This window comes from Thermoactinomyces daqus (genome assembly GCF_000763315.1).
Classification (GTDB): domain Bacteria; phylum Bacillota; class Bacilli; order Thermoactinomycetales; family Thermoactinomycetaceae; genus Thermoactinomyces_A; species Thermoactinomyces_A daqus.
Genome location: NZ_JPST01000014.1, coordinates 18998 through 33986 on the forward strand (window position 1 = coordinate 18998; position 14989 = coordinate 33986).

A 14989-nucleotide genomic window follows, 5' to 3' on the forward strand; every position below is an offset into this window, starting at 1 on the left:
CTTCGAGAGCGGCTTTTTTCTTGTCCTATGCGTTTCCCAACAAGGCGATGAGCAAAGCCTTTTGGGCGTGCAAACGGTTTTCCGCCTGCCGGAAGACTACGGATGCCGGACCGTCGATCACCGCTTCCGTCACTTCCAGACCACGATAGGCGGGGAGGCAGTGCATAAAGACTGCATCGTTTTTCGCCTGGGCCATCAGCTGTTCATTCACTTGATAGCCGGCAAATACTTCCGCGCGCAACTCTTTTTCTTCCTCCTGCCCCATGCTGGCCCAGACGTCGGTATAAACGGCATCGGCCTCTTTGACGGCGGACGCCGGATCGGAATGGAATGAAAGGGTTCCTCCTGTGGATCGGGCGATCTCCTCTGCTTTTTGCCAAATGGCAGTGTCAGGCTCATATCCGGCCGGTGTGGAGACGGACAGGTGCATGCCTGTTAACGCGGACACCATCATGAGGGAATGAAGAACGTTGTTTCCGTCTCCAATATAGGCCAGTTTCACCCCAGAACACTTCCCTTTTTGTTCAAACAGCGTAAAGGCATCGGCCACTGCCTGGCAGGGATGGAACCGATCCGTCAATGCATTGATCACCGGGATGGATGCGGCTTCGGCCAATTGCTCCACCATCTCGTGGGAAAACGTGCGAATGACGACGGCATCCACATATCCGGATAAAATGCGGGCGGTATCCTCGACGGATTCCCCACGGCCGAGCTGCAATTCATCCTGGCGCAGTTGCAATGTGAATCCGCCCAAGCCGTGAACGGCCGCTTCAAAGGAGACGCGGGTGCGGGTCGACGGTTTGTCAAAGATCATCGCGATTCCTTTCCCCTTCAGCGGCGCCTGTTCCAGCCATGCTTCCTTGTTTTTCTTCACATTCTGCGTAAGCTTCAGCAGTTCGGAAACCTCGTCCGGAGACCAGTCCAGCAGACTGAGAAAATCCTGCCCCTTCAGCCGTGCCAATGGGTCTTTTTTCAAAGCAAATGACATGATCTGTTTCCTCCTCGTTCCGTTGGCTTCTCACACTCTCTTCCGGTGATCTTGCTTATCGACCGCTGCCTGCGGGCTCAAACCTCTCCAGGCAGGTTTGTTTTATAAGATGAACCGCTCTTCTGATCTGATCCTCCGTAACGATCAGCGGGGGCAACAGGCGCAGCACCTTTTCTCCGGCGGGAAGTGTGACCAGCCCCTTTCCAAGAAGCGCTGTGATGATCGGGGCCACCGGCTGGTCAAACTCCACCCCGGCCATCAATCCTTTCACCCGCACGGAAACCATCCCCGGCAACCCCGACAGTTCATCGGTCAAAAGCCGGGCAAAGAGTTCACCCTTGGCTTTTGTCTCTTCCAGGATCGGGGTCTCCTCCAGCTCAGCCAGCACGGCAGCGGCCACCGCAGTCGCCAGAGGGTTGCCTCCAAATGTGGTACCGTGTGTTCCCGGGCCCAGCACCGGTTTCAATTCTTCCCTAGCGATCATCGCTCCGATCGGGAAGCCGTTGCCCAATCCCTTGGCAGCCGTGATCACGTCAGGTTTCAGACCGTACGTCTGAAAAGCAAATGCCGCTCCCGTTCTGCCGATTCCGGTCTGTACCTCATCCACCATCAGCAAGATCTCTTTCTCCTTGCACCACGCGGACAGCCCCTCGATAAAATCGGGATTAGCCGGGCGCACTCCACCTTCTCCCTGAACCAGTTCCAGCAGAACGGCAGCGGTCGTCGCTCCTGTCGCCTGCTTCACCGCCTCCAGATCGCCGAAGGGAACAGTGCGAAATCCGCGCGGGAGCGGGGAAAACCCATGTTTCACCTTGTCCTGGCCGGTCGCCGTCAAGGTGGCAAGGGTACGGCCATGAAAAGACCCCTGGAAAGTGATAATCTCCGGTTCACTGATCACTTTGGCTTCTTGCGCCCATTTCCGGGCTAGTTTGATTGCCGCTTCGTTTGCTTCCGCTCCGCTGTTGCAGAAAAAAACCGCTCCCAGACCGGTCAGGCGGGTCAGACGCTGCGCTGCTTTTTCCTGTGCCGGCACTTGAAACAGATTGGAAGTGTGCCAAACTGCTTCGGCCTGGTCGAGCAAGGCCTGCTTGATCCGCGGATGATTATGACCGAGATTGGTAACCCCGATTCCGGAAGCGAAATCGAGATACGTTTTTCCCTGATCATCTTCCAAAACCGCCCCGTTTCCTTTTACAAAACGGACATTATGGCGTACGTATGTGGGAAAGAGCGACACGTTCGTCCACCCCCTCTTTCAAAATTCGCGTTCCCGAAACGGGGTCAAATATGCCGGCTTTTTTGCCGCTGACAATCCTCACTTCCCTGACACTCCCCTCCAGAGAGCGAACGGCCGAGCGCACTTTGGGGATCATGCCCCCCGTAATCGCACCTTGGGCAATATAAGTTTCGATCATCGCCGGATTCATATGGGAAAGCAAAGTGTCTTCGATGTAGACGCCATCCACATCGCTGACCATGACCAGTTGTTCCGCCCCAAGCGCCCGGGCGATTGCCCCTGCCGCCTCATCCGCATTCACATTCAAAACCTTTCCTTGCCCGTCGATTCCGAGAGAGGCGATGACCGGCAACCATCCTTGCTGCAAAATCGTTTGCAGCCGTTCCGCATGGACAGCGGTCACCTTACCAACATACCCCAGCTTCGGATCTTCCGGTTCAACCTGTAACAGGTTTAAATCGACTCCGCTCAATCCCAGCACCGCCACTCCCTCACGGGCAAATCGCGAAACCAGTTCCTTGTTCACCTGTCCGGCCAGGGCCATTTCAGCAATGTTCAGCGTTTCCCCATCCGTAACGCGGCGTCCGTCAACAAAGGCGGGTTTTTTGCCGATTCGCTCCATCCATCGGGAAATAAACGGGCCCCCTCCATGAACGATCACGAGCGAGAGCCCCTCTGTTTTCTGCATTCGGGCACAGCCGGCAAAAAATCCGGGATCGAGATTTTCCAGAACACTTCCGCCAACCTTGACGACGATCACTTTTCCCATTGATACTCTCCTTCCGTTCCCTGCGGACTACGTGCGATAACTGGCGTTGATCCGGACATATTCATAGGTCAAATCGCATCCCCAGGCGGTCGCGCACCCATTTCCCTGATGCAGATCGAGGGTGATCCTCACCGTCTCTTTTTTGAGCTCCTTCTCCGCTTCCAACTCATCGAAGGGAAGAGGAAGTCCCTCACGCACAACCGGAATCTCTCCCAGACGCACTTCCACCGCGTCTGCATTCAGATCGGGCGCACCGTAACCGGCTGCACAAACGATCCGTCCCCAGTTGGCATCCGCGCCGTAGATGGCCGCTTTTACCAGATTGGAACCGACGACCGCCTTGGCCACTTTCCGCGCAGTCTCATCGGACCCGGCTCCCGCCACCTTCACTTCGATCAGCCGGGTCGCCCCTTCTCCGTCGCGCGCGATCATTTTGGCCAGCTCTTCACACACATAGGCAAATGCGGCACGAAACTGGTTCCACTCCGGATGATTGCGGCCGAGGGGCTGATTGCCGGCCAAATTGCTGGCCATCGTAATCACCATGTCATTGGTGCTGGTGTCACCGTCGACGGTGATCATATTAAAAGAGAGATCGGTCTCTTTCCACAAAAGGGATTGCAACACATCGGAGTCGATGACGGCATCGGTGGTGATAAAAGCGAGCATCGTGGCCATGTTCGGCTTGATCATCCCGGACCCTTTGGCCACACCGGCAATCCTGACGCACTTTCCGTCGATCTGAAGTTCTACCGCCACTTGTTTGGTGCACGTATCGGTTGTCAAGATCGCCTGGGCAAATTTGTCGTCCCCTTTTTGCAACCGGGGAACCAATTGATCCAGTCCCTGTTCCACCCGCTCCATCGGCAGGTATTCACCAATCACTCCGGTCGAGGCGACAGCAACGAAATGCTCGGGAATCCCCAGCAAATCGGCCGTCTTTTTCCTCATTTGATAAGCATCTTCCAACCCTTTTCGTCCCGTGCAGGCATTGGCGATCCCGCTGTTGACCACAATTGCCTGAATGCGCCGCCCGGCCCCGAGACTCTCCTGTGTCACTTTCAGCGGAGCTGCCTGAAAAGCGTTGGTCGTATAAACAGCGGCCACGGAGGCGGGCACTTCGCAAACAAGCAATCCCAAATCCGGGCGTTTCCGCTTGATGCCGGCATGCATTCCCGCAGCGACAAACCCGTTTGGAAATGTGATTTTTGCATCGGAAGCCACGGAAAACATCTGCTTCTGCACGCGCTCTTTGATTGTCTCCACTTCTCTTCTCCTCCTTTTCTCCTGGTCTTCTCTCTTACGGATACAGCGGAATCCCGGTCAGCCCGCTCTCCTCCGGCCAGCCGCAACGAAGATTGGCGTTTTGCACTGCCTGGCCGGCCGCCCCCTTCATCAGATTGTCAATGGCCGCCATCACAACAATGCTTCCCGTTCGCTCATCCACATGGAAGCCGATGTCACAGAAGTTGCTCCCCTGCACCGCCTTGGTCTCCGGCCAACCTTCTTTCAACACACGGACAAAAGGCCGGTTTTGGTAGGTCTCACAATACAAATCAAACAGATCCCGGTTTGTATAATTATTCAAGTTGGTTGCATAAAGGGTGATCAGAATTCCGCGATTCATCGGCACCAAATGGGGAACAAACCGGATGCGCACCGGTGAATCGGCACAGATTTCCGCGAAACGCTCCATTTCCGGCGTATGCTGATGACGGTCCGCTTTATACGGCCGAACATTTTCATTCACTTCGCAAAACAATGTCGCCAGCCCCGGCTTTCTCCCTGCCCCGGATACGCCGGATTTGCCGTCGATGATGACCATGGCCGGATCAATCACTTTTTCCTTCAGCAAAGGCAGAAGCGCCAACAGCGAAGCCGTGGGGTAACAACCCGGATTGGCGATCAACTGTGCTTCCGGCAGCCGGTCGCCAAACCACTCGCTCAGACCGTACACCGTTTTCTCCATCCAGGTACGGGGCGGGGCTTCTTTCCCATACCACGCTTCGTAAACCTCCGGCTCGCCCAGACGAAAATCCCCGGACAGGTCGACCACGATCACGTTCCGTTCCGCAAGGGCGGGAGCGTATTTGCCGCTGACGCCGGCGGGAGTGGCAAAAAAGACAAGATCGACTTGTTCCGCCAATTCATCCACATTCAATCCGGAAAAGGCATATCCCAAATGCCGCAAATGCGGAAACGCCTGATCCAGCGCTTCGCCCGTTTTTGAAGTTGAAATCAGCTTCGTCAGTTCAAAATGGGGGTGTGCCGCCAGCAGGCGGATCAACTCAACTCCTCCGTAGCCGGTGGAGCCAATCACTGCTGTTTTCAATTGATTGCACCTCTTTTTTTGGAACGACCTTTGCAAGTTATGTATCATTATACAATCATATTAATATTTATTCAACCATTCCATAAAAAAAGACCACCGTTTTTAGGTGGTACAACATGTATAAAGTCCGGTTGGTATTCTCTTTGCTCCCGGCTCCTTGATCGCAAAGGTCGGTGCAGAATATCACCGATCCCCTTCGACTGAAAAGCCGGCGTTCGGCCCCTGCCAGCCATCCCCGATCTCTTTCTTCTGTTTGCCGTCAGATTCGAAATTCAAAATACGATTGTGTATTTCAGGCAGATGGCCGACCCGGGTCCCTCTTATGTGAAATCCTCATTTTTTCTGCGACAGCCATTCGGCCAGCTTTTCCCGTGCTTCCTTGGGCACTTGCGTTTGCGGCGGCATCTGCCCTTGCCCGTTTTCGATCACGTGCATAATCTGCTCTTTGCTTAATTTGCTGCCGATTTTCTGGAGGCTCGGGCCATATCCCCCTTGCAGGTTGCCGCCATGGCAGGCAGAACAGTTATTGGCGAACACTTCCTGCGGTGTATCCGCCGCACTGCTGCTTTGCTGTTGCTGTTCCTGTCCGGCGGTGCTGCATCCTGCCAGCAAGAGGGCTGCAGCTGCCCCTGTCGCCAAAAGGAATTTATATTTCACCCGACTCACCCTTTACTTGGAGAACCATTTTTTACCTGATTCCTGTTTGGAACGTGAGGAGCTTTTTTCTTTTTCATCCATCGCCGCAGCGATTTCGTCTGTCGTAAACATCTGTGTATCAATCAAGGTCGCTTTGCCGAGATCTTTGCTTTCCCGCCCGCGATCGGGTTTTAACAGGCTCCGCTTGTATAAACGGCGGTTTTCCAAAGAATCGCCCTTCTGTTCGGAATCGGCTTTCTGCGGCGCCATTGTTTTTTTCTTCTTGGGCGATTCCAGTTTTTCCGTTTCTTCTTCATGGTTCGCCTTGCGTGTTTTCGTCCGGATGGCAAAAGACTTTTCTTTGTCTTCAACCTGTTCGTAGAGCTTGTCCAGCTTCGGCTGTTCTTCGCTTTTTTCTTTTGACGCTGATTTTGACACAGAAGACAGACGGGAAGACCGGCTTCGTTCCACTTTCTCTTTCTCCGCTCTGTCTTCCCGTTTCCGATCCGGTTTGCTCTGCTTGCTCAGGACTTGGCTGTCACGCACAATGATTTCTTTATCTTCATCCGGCAGCGGCTCGGTTGGCCGTTCGCGCGGAATATACTGCTGCTTCTTCATCATCTTCTCCCGTCTCAACGTGGAACGGCGCACTTGTTCAACGGAGATTTTCATATCTTCACTGCCCAAACTTCCTTCCGGAAACATCTGTTCCAGTTCTGCCACTTCCCGCTTTCGCTTTTTGCTGACAATCAAGCTGATCACGACAATCAGAATCAGGACGATTACCAGGGCGGCTACACCCGCAATCTGCGGATTTTCCATAATAAAATCCATCGACTTTTACCTCCTTTTCCCATTCTCCCCGACCAATGACGAGCAGGGAAACCAACTGCCGAACTCTATTTGCCCGTAAAGCGGGGAGGTCTTTTTTCCAAAAAAGCATCCATTCCTTCTGCCCGGTCATCGGTGTTGAAGGTCAACCCGAAATAAGAAGCCTCCAAATGAAGTCCGGCAGAAAGATCGGTTTCTGTTCCGATATCAATGGCTTTCTTTATATACCGAAGAGCAATCGGCGCTTTTTGCGCCAACTGTTTTGCCAATCGCTTCGCCTCGTCCAGAAGCTGATCGGCCGCAACCACTTTTTGCACCAAACCGAGGCGCGCGGCCTCCTGCGCATCGATCATCTCACCCGTCATGCACAGGTATTTCGCCGTTCCTGTGCCAACACGGCGGGCGAGACGCTGTGTCCCTCCATATCCGGGAATAACGCCCAAGTTGATTTCCGGCTGGCCAAAGCGAGCACGATCAGAAGCGAGGATGATATCACCGGCCATCGCCAATTCACATCCTCCACCCAAAGCATAGCCATTCACTGCCATAATCACCGGAATCGGCAAGCTTTCAATCCGGCTGAACAACCGTTGCCCGAATGCGGCCAGGCGCTCCGCTTCCGTAGCGGACGGGATCCGGCGCAGCTCCGTGATATCTGCTCCGGCGACAAATGCTTTCTCACCGCTGCCTGTCATAATTAAAACACGAATCTCCTCGTCCTGCTCAATCCAAGAAATGACAGCGTCCAGTTCCTCCAGCAATTCCCGGTTGAGCGCATTTAACACTTTCGGACGGTTAAATGTGACAAGTGCCCAGGCATCCCCTTTTTCCACTTGGACGTTTTTCCAATCGGACATGAACCGGTCACCCCTCTATTCTTTTTCAGGCTCTTTTTATCCTTTGTTCATCAACTTACGCAGATAAGCCTCAATAAACGGATCAAGTTCTCCATCCATCACCGCTTGCACATTTCCCGTTTCCGTCTGGGTGCGGTGATCCTTCACCATGCTGTACGGATGGAAAACATAGGAGCGAATCTGGTTGCCCCAGCCGATTTCGGTCTGCTCCCCTTTCAGGGCTTGCAGTTCCTTCTGCTGTTCTTCCATCTGGCGTTCATAAAGACGTGCCTTAAGGATTTTCATCGCACGCTCACGGTTCTTGATCTGCGAGCGTTCTGACTGGCAGGTCACGACGATCCCGGTTGGAATGTGGGTAATCCTTACCGCCGAATCGGTCGTGTTGACGTGCTGGCCGCCTGCCCCGCTCGAGCGATAGGTATCGATTTTCAGCTCATCGGGACGGATTTCGATTTCCACATCATTGTCAATCTCCGGCATCACATTGACAGAAACAAAGGAAGTATGCCGGCGGCCGGACGCATCGAACGGCGAGATGCGGACAAGCCGGTGCACCCCTTTTTCTGCCTTCAGATAGCCGTAAGCATTGATTCCCTTGATGAGCAGCGTGACACTTTTGATTCCCGCCTCTTCACCGGGCAGATAGTCCAGTGTTTCCACTTTGTACCCGCTTTTTTCCGCCCAGCGGACGTACATCCGGTGCAACATCTCCGCCCAATCCTGCGATTCCGTTCCCCCGGCCCCCGGATGCAGTTCCAGGATGGCCGAATTGCGATCATAAGGCCCGCTCAGCATCAGGGTGAGCTCAAAGGCGTCGATCTCCTTTTTCAGCTCACGCAATTCCCGCTCCAACTCTTCGCCCATCGCCTCATCTTCCCCTTCTTCGGCCAAGAGTTCGAGCATCAACTGCGCCTCTTCCTGCTTTTCCTCCAGTTTCTGCATCGTTTCTGTCAGCTCTTTGAGCTGTTTCATTTCATCAATCACTTTTTGGGCTTCTTCCTGATCATCCCAAAACGAAGGGGAAGCCATTTTCTCTTCCAGTGCAGTCAATCGTTCCTTTTTCTGATCGAGGTCAAAGAGACCCCCTGATATCCGCCAATTGCTTGGCTGTATTGGACAAATGCTGTTTCACTTCGCTCATTTCCACATCAATCACCTCATGCTCAAGTCTGTTCCTGAAACATTTTTATTATATATGAAAAAGAAAAAAACACTATCACCGAAAGAGGCAGGGTAAAGCCCCTGCCTCACCGGTTTGCTGGAACTGCTTTTTCGTTTTTTAAACAGCAGTTTTTATATTTCTTTCCACTTCCGCACGGACAGGGTTCATTGCGGCCCACTTTATCATTTCGGCGAATCGGCTGCTTTTTGGGCGCCACTCCCTCTTCCGATCCCCCGGAATGCGCGACGGCATTGATGGCCACTTCTTCCCGCTCCAGCTCTTCTTCTTCACGGATCACGGACTTCATGACATACTTGATAACCTCTTCCTGAATCTCCTTCACCATTTCCTCAAACATGGCAAAGCCTTCGAATTGATAAGCCCGAAGCGGATTATCCTGGCCATAGGCCCGCAGGTGAATCCCCTGACGCAACTGCTCCATCGCATCGATGTGATCCATCCATTTGCGGTCGACAGTACGCAGGATAACAACTTTGGAGAATTCCTGCAACCGCTCGTTGCCCATTTCCTCTTTCTTCTCTTCATAATGGCGGACAACCTCGTCATAGATGAGTTCGATGATTTCCTTGGGCTCTTTGTTTTCCAGGTCTTCCTCATCAATGCGTCCTTCCGGAAGCAGATTTGATTCAACGTAATCGACGATCGCTTCCAGATCCCAATCTTCTTCCAGCTCTTCCGCGGTATGAATGCCCACGACATTTTCAATCGTCGATTTTGCCATGCCGAGAACGACATCTTTCAAATCATCGCTGGTCAGCACTTCCCGCCGTTGTTTATAAATAATTTCCCGCTGCTGATTCAAGACGTCGTCATATTGCAATACCCAGCGTCGGGCATCAAAGTTGTTGGCTTCCACCTTGCGCTGTGCGTTGGCCACCGCCTTGCTGAACATTTTTCCTTCAATCGGCTGATCATCCGGCAGTCCCAGACGCTCCAGCATGTTTTCCAAGTTCTCCGCCCCAAACCGGCGCATCAAATCATCGGACAAAGAGAGGAAGAACTGGGATGAACCGGGGTCTCCCTGCCGGCCGGAACGCCCGCGCAACTGGTTATCGATGCGGCGGCTTTCATGGCGTTCCGTTCCCAACACGTGCAACCCGCCAAGCTCGGCCACTCCTTCGCCGAGAACAATGTCCGTTCCCCGACCGGCCATGTTGGTGGCGATCGTCACCGCTCCCCGCTGTCCGGCCCGGGCAATGATTTCGGCTTCACGCGCATGGTTTTTCGCATTTAACACTTCGTGCGGAATTCCCCGTTTTTTGAGCGCTCGGGAAAGCCGTTCCGATTTTTCAATCGATACCGTCCCGACCAAAACGGGTTGCCCTTTTTCATGGCGTCGGGCGATTTCCTCGACGACTGCATTAAATTTGGCCTCTTCCGTCTTATACAGAACATCGGACAAATCCTTGCGGGCCATCGGGCGATTGGTGGGAATCGGATAAACGTCCATATTGTAGATTTTGCGGAATTCTTCTTCCTCTGTCTTGGCTGTCCCGGTCATCCCGGACAGTTTTTTGTACAGGCGGAAATAGTTTTGCAGCGTAATGGTGGCCAGAGTCATGCTCTCCCGCTGCACCTGCAAACCTTCCTTTGCCTCAATCGCCTGGTGCAAGCCGTCGCTGTACCGGCGTCCGTACATCAGGCGGCCGGTGAACTCGTCCACGATGACAACCCCGTCCTCATTGACCACATAATCTTCATCCCTTTTCATGAGGACATGGGCTTTCAGCGCCTGCTGCACATGATGGTTCAGCGTGATGTTGCGCATATCGTAGAGGTTATCCACACCGAGGAAACCCTCCACCTTTTTCACGCCGTCTTCGGTAAGCGCAACCTGTTTTGTCTTGATATCCACCGTATAATCTTCGTCTCTTTTCAAACGGCGAACCACTTTGTCGGCCGTATAATACAGATCTGTCGCTTTGTTGGCCTGACCGCTGATAATCAGTGGCGTCCGCGCTTCATCGATCAGGATGCTGTCCACTTCATCGATGATCGCATAGTTCAGTTCGCGCTGTGTCAATTGTTCGGGATAGAGCACCATGTTGTCACGCAGATAGTCAAAGCCGAACTCATTGTTCGTTCCAAACGTAATATCCGCTTGGTACGCGGCCCGTTTCTCATCCGGGCTCATCTGCGGCAGATTGAGTCCGACCGTAAGACCCAGGAATTCAAAAACCTGTCCCATCCATTCACGGTCCCGTTTGGCCAGGTAATCGTTGACGGTCACAATGTGCACGCCTTTGCCGGTGAGCGCATTGAGGTATGCCGGCAGGGTCGATACCAGCGTTTTCCCTTCCCCGGTTTTCATCTCGGCGATATCGCCTTGGTGCAGCACCATTCCCCCAACCAGTTGCACGCGGAAATGGCGCATGCCAAGCACCCGTTTCGCCGCCTCACGCACAACGGCAAACGCCTCCGGCAACAAATCGTCCAAGCTCTCTCCATTTTCCAGCCTATTCTTAAATTCATCCGTCTTTGCCCGGAGTTCTTCGTCGGAAAGAACCTGCATCGACGGCTCCAACGAATCGATCGTATCAGCAAGGGCAAAAAACTTCTTCAATTGCCTCTCTTGCGGATCAAGCAATTTTCGAAGGGCTTGCAACACCTTCATCATCTCCTACCTAAGCTGGATTTATATGAAACAAGAGATTCTTGTATGATCTCGATGAATATAAAAGCCCACATTAATTAGTTTATCAAATTTCGTCCGTTTTTTCACTTTTTACGCCTGGAAAAGCGTTTAGCGGCGCACCAGCTTTTGCAGGATCGTATAAAAACGGTGTGCTAATTTCTTGCGATCCCCTTCGCGATCGATATAATCGCGTCCGTTCTTTTTAATCTCTTCGCGCTCCTCCTGTGAATACGAACGCACGGTTTTAATGGCTTCAGCCAATCCTTCCGGATTCTCCGCCCCGGCGAAGAGCCCGACCCGGTTTTTCTCGACGATTTCACGCACTTCTCCGTCAACCGTGGTCACAATCGGCAATCCGATAAAGGTGTAATCAAACAGTTTGTTGGGCCGGGCACCGCGGAACACTTCATTGTCAGCCAGGGAGATAATCCCCACGTCGGCGGCTTGCGTATAATCGAAAATCTCTGCTTTTGGAACAGGATCGAGCAGATAAACATTATCCAGCCCTTTTTCGCGCTTCAGCCTGATCAGCTTCTCCTTTTCCGGGCCGTCACCGATCAGTACGATGGAAATGCCCGGATCGAGATAGCGGCCCGCTTCCACCACGTATTGCAAGGCATTTGCCGGCCCGTGCGCCCCCGTATAAATGGCCACAAAATCGTCTTCAGGCACTCCCATTTTCCGGCGGAACTCTGCCCGCTTGGACGGGTCCGGCTTCCAGGAGCTGACGACGATCCCATTGGGAATCAGCTCGATTTTATCCGGATCAATGCCCTTATCAGCAATAAATTTGCGCTGATGTTCGGTCAGCACGATGATTTTATCCGCTTTCCGGTAGAGAAACAATTCCATCCAAGTGAGCAGTTTGATGACGTGTTTGTTGTTCAGGCCGCCCATTTTAATGAGCGAATCAGGCCACAGATCCCGAACCTCGAGAACGAACGGACACCGCTTTAACGCTGCCAGCATCCATCCGGAAAATGCGGTAAACAGATGAGGCGAAGAAGCGATTAACACATCGGGTCTCCGTTTGAACAATCCGGCCAGAAAAAAGATGGCGGCAAAGCTCCCCATATTGATGATCCGTTTGAAATCGTTGGTTTTATGGGGATAGGACCAAAGCCAGTTCAGATTCAGTCCCGGAACCTTGTCGAGGGCGTTTTTTTCCTCTGCGGTGACGAAGGTGCGGCGAGGATGGACAAATTTGGAGAGAAACAGCGTGACATCCGCTTTTTCTTCCGTCGCCCACTCCCGCGCCAATTCATAGTGGCGGGTAATCCCGGCGATATTGGGAGGAACCGCATAATGATTCGCTAACCAAATTCTCAACTTCTTCACTTCCTTACTTCTGGACAATCCATTTAGATTCATTTTATGAGATCGCTATAAACTTCAGCCGTGTTGACTTCTTCTATTCCTGCAAATACAGCACTTGCTTGTAACATTCCGGTTACTATATTACATTAACATGAAACAAAAAAACGGTCAATGTAATATTAGTGAAATCTTTCGGATATTCTTTTTCCAAAAAAAGGCCGGCGGCCCGGTCAAAAATGGGGCCCCGGCCTGCTCCGGTCAGCCAAGGTCTTTCAGAAGTTGATCTGTGATTTTCTCCGATGCCCGCCCGTCGCCGAACACGTCTTTCATCCTGGTAAAATCAACGGTGAAATTGTCCACTGCATCAAGAATCTTCGACTGATCCGCCCCGACAAGGAGGTTGGCACCCAGCTCAACCGTTTCTGTCCACTCCGTTTCGTCACGCATGGTAATGCACGGAACTTTGGCAAAAAACGCTTCCTTCTGCACTCCGCCGGAATCGGTCAGTATTTTTTTGGCATTGACCTCCAGCTGCAGCATATCCAGATAGCCGACAGGTTCGATCAATTTGACGTTCGGATTGGTAATGGCAAGGCCCATTTGTGCCATTTTGCCCTTCGTCCTGGGATGAAGTGGAAGGACTGCCGGCAGCGGAAGTTCGTTGAGCGCTGAAATGATTTGCGACAAACGGGCCGGATCGTCGGTATTTTCCGCTCGGTGAAGGGTGATCAGGATATATTCCCCGGTCTTTATGTTCAGTTCTTTCAATATGCCGGACTTTTCATTCGCCAATCTGCTGTTGTACTGCACCGCATCCATCATCACATCGCCAACCAGGTGAACTCCCCGGCGGATGCCTTCGGTGGCAAGATGGTTGACTGCCGTTTGCGTCGGGCAGAAGAGCCACTCAGATACATGGTCGGTGAGAATCCGGTTGATCTCTTCCGGCATCCGTTTGTTGAAACTGCGCAGACCCGCTTCGACGTGTGCGACGGGAACATGAAGCTTGCTGGCCGCGAGCGCTCCCGCCAAAGTCGAGTTGGTATCCCCGTAGACGAGCAAACAATCCGGTTTTTCTTTCAGAATCACTTCCTCGATCCGGGACAGCATCTCCCCTGTCTGCGCGCCATGGGATTTTGAACCGACATGCAGATGATAATCGGGAACCGGAATATGGAGTTCGGAAAAAAAGACATCCGACATTGATTTATCGTAATGTTGACCCGTATGTACCAATATCTCATCCGCTTGTTTGCGAATCGCGCGGGAAACCGGAGCCGCTTTGATAAATTGCGGTCTTGCTCCAACCACTGTCAATATTTTCATCTTGTTAAACCCCCTGCACCTTTCCTGTTCACCAGGAGACCTGATCTATATACGAAGTTATCATACCACAGGCAAGCCTCCCTGCAATAAAAATCACCGATTCTTCACGGGAACTCCATCAAAAAAGAGTTGGGGGCTTTTCCCCAACTCCCTTCTTAGACCCTGACAGGGTGAATTTTCCGTATTTGAATCACTCCGGTTCAATCAAACCATATTTGCCGTCCTCGCGGCGATAGATCACGTTGATCAGGTTTGTGTCAGCATTGGTAAATACGAAGAAGTTATGACCCAGCATGTCCATTTGCAAAATCGCTTCTTCCGTCCCCATCGGTTTCAGGTTAAACCGTTTGGTCCGGACCACTTTCAGGTCATTTTCTTCCTCGGTCACTGCCGTGACAGCCGTTTCATTGTATGCGCTTTCTTTCCAGTTGTTGCGGAAGCTTGCATCCTGGCGAGATTTACGATTCACTCGGGTTTTATACTTGCGAATCTGTCTCTCCAATTTTTCAACTACCAAGTCGACCGATGCGTACATGTCCTCGCTCGATTCCTCCGCGCGGCAAAGCAAGCCCGGATACGGAATCGTCACTTCGACTTTGTGCTGATCCTTGATTACACTCATGGCAACGTGAGCTTCTGCTTCCTGATTCGGAGAGGAATCGAAATACTTTTCGAGCCGCCCGAGTTTTCGTGCAGCAAAGTCTTTGAGCGCATCAGTCACTTGGAAATTGTTCCCACGGATGACATATCTCATAGAGAATCCTCCTTCCGCTTTGTACTCTATCTATTCCCTCATTTAAAAAAAATTCCTCCTCTTTTTTTTACAAACTTCGATAAAAAATTACACCAAAAATTACCATAATTTTTACCAGGAT

13 protein-coding genes are annotated in these 14989 nt (G+C 52.3%); all 13 read right to left on the bottom strand.

What is annotated here, in order from left to right:
* Window positions 1–25: 25 nt before the first annotated feature.
* The 13 genes from argF to hpf all read right to left on the bottom strand — a co-directional run bounded on the left by argF (window position 26) and on the right by hpf (window position 14868).
* Complete coding sequence (argF, locus tag JG50_RS0106660; protein ID WP_033100342.1) at window positions 26–991, bottom strand: ornithine carbamoyltransferase; 966 nt, start codon at window positions 989–991, stop codon at window positions 26–28.
* A gap of 55 nt (window positions 992–1046) precedes the next feature.
* The gene (locus JG50_RS0106665; RefSeq protein ID WP_033100343.1) at window positions 1047–2228 is read right to left on the bottom strand and encodes an acetylornithine transaminase; all 1182 of its coding nucleotides are present in this window, start codon (window positions 2226–2228) and stop codon (window positions 1047–1049) included.
* Entirely contained in the window at window positions 2197–2997 is an 801-nt protein-coding gene (argB, locus tag JG50_RS0106670) for an acetylglutamate kinase (protein WP_033100344.1), read from the bottom strand. Before argB ends, JG50_RS0106665 begins: the two co-directional genes overlap by 32 nt.
* A gap of 27 nt (window positions 2998–3024) precedes the next feature.
* Window positions 3025–4230, bottom strand: coding sequence for a bifunctional ornithine acetyltransferase/N-acetylglutamate synthase (argJ, locus tag JG50_RS0106675; RefSeq protein WP_033100537.1), 1206 nt, complete (start codon window positions 4228–4230; stop codon window positions 3025–3027).
* Between the two features lie 67 nt (window positions 4231–4297).
* Entirely contained in the window at window positions 4298–5329 is a 1032-nt protein-coding gene (argC, locus tag JG50_RS0106680) for an N-acetyl-gamma-glutamyl-phosphate reductase (protein ID WP_033100345.1), read from the bottom strand.
* A 333-nt stretch (window positions 5330–5662) separates the two neighbouring features.
* Window positions 5663–5986 (bottom strand): c-type cytochrome, encoded by a 324-nt coding sequence (locus JG50_RS0106685; RefSeq protein WP_033100346.1) that lies wholly within the window; start codon window positions 5984–5986, stop codon window positions 5663–5665.
* Between the two features lie 12 nt (window positions 5987–5998).
* Complete coding sequence (locus tag JG50_RS0106690) at window positions 5999–6799, bottom strand: hypothetical protein (protein ID WP_033100347.1); 801 nt, start codon at window positions 6797–6799, stop codon at window positions 5999–6001.
* A gap of 65 nt (window positions 6800–6864) precedes the next feature.
* Window positions 6865–7653: an enoyl-CoA hydratase-related protein gene (locus JG50_RS0106695; RefSeq protein ID WP_033100348.1), complete on the bottom strand. Its 789-nt coding sequence runs from the start codon at window positions 7651–7653 to the stop codon at window positions 6865–6867.
* A 36-nt stretch (window positions 7654–7689) separates the two neighbouring features.
* A protein-coding gene (prfB, locus tag JG50_RS0106700) for a peptide chain release factor 2 (protein ID WP_181735394.1) occupies window positions 7690–8800 on the bottom strand; the annotation gives its coding sequence in 2 pieces (ribosomal slippage) (window positions 7690–8727 and window positions 8729–8800; 1110 coding nt in all).
* A 100-nt stretch (window positions 8801–8900) separates the two neighbouring features.
* Window positions 8901–11444, bottom strand: coding sequence for a preprotein translocase subunit SecA (gene secA / locus JG50_RS0106705; protein WP_033100349.1), 2544 nt, complete (start codon window positions 11442–11444; stop codon window positions 8901–8903).
* A 135-nt stretch (window positions 11445–11579) separates the two neighbouring features.
* A complete protein-coding gene (locus tag JG50_RS0106710; protein ID WP_033100350.1) occupies window positions 11580–12800 on the bottom strand; it encodes a glycosyltransferase family 4 protein in 1221 nt (406 codons plus the stop codon).
* 246 nt (window positions 12801–13046) lie between these two features.
* On the bottom strand, window positions 13047–14114 hold the full coding sequence (gene wecB, locus JG50_RS0106715) for a non-hydrolyzing UDP-N-acetylglucosamine 2-epimerase (RefSeq protein WP_033100351.1): 1068 nt from the start codon (window positions 14112–14114) through the stop codon (window positions 13047–13049).
* A gap of 190 nt (window positions 14115–14304) precedes the next feature.
* The gene (hpf, locus tag JG50_RS0106720) at window positions 14305–14868 is read right to left on the bottom strand and encodes a ribosome hibernation-promoting factor, HPF/YfiA family (protein WP_033100352.1); all 564 of its coding nucleotides are present in this window, start codon (window positions 14866–14868) and stop codon (window positions 14305–14307) included.
* Window positions 14869–14989: the final 121 nt, after the last annotated feature.

Bases quoted from the DNA above. Each gene is read 5' to 3' on its own strand.
- JG50_RS0106695 (WP_033100348.1), bottom strand. From the start codon at position 7,653: ATGTCCGATTGGAAAAACGTCCAAGTGGAAAAAGGGGATGCCTGGGCA.
- hpf (WP_033100352.1), bottom strand. From the start codon at position 14,868: ATGAGATATGTCATCCGTGGGAACAATTTCCAAGTGACTGATGCGCTC.
- argJ (WP_033100537.1), bottom strand. From the start codon at position 4,230: ATGTTTTCCGTGGCTTCCGATGCAAAAATCACATTTCCAAACGGGTTT.
- JG50_RS0106690 (WP_033100347.1), bottom strand. From the start codon at position 6,799: ATGGATTTTATTATGGAAAATCCGCAGATTGCGGGTGTAGCCGCCCTG.
- wecB (WP_033100351.1), bottom strand. From the start codon at position 14,114: ATGAAAATATTGACAGTGGTTGGAGCAAGACCGCAATTTATCAAAGCG.
- argB (WP_033100344.1), bottom strand. From the start codon at position 2,997: ATGGGAAAAGTGATCGTCGTCAAGGTTGGCGGAAGTGTTCTGGAAAAT.
- argF (WP_033100342.1), bottom strand. From the start codon at position 991: ATGTCATTTGCTTTGAAAAAAGACCCATTGGCACGGCTGAAGGGGCAG.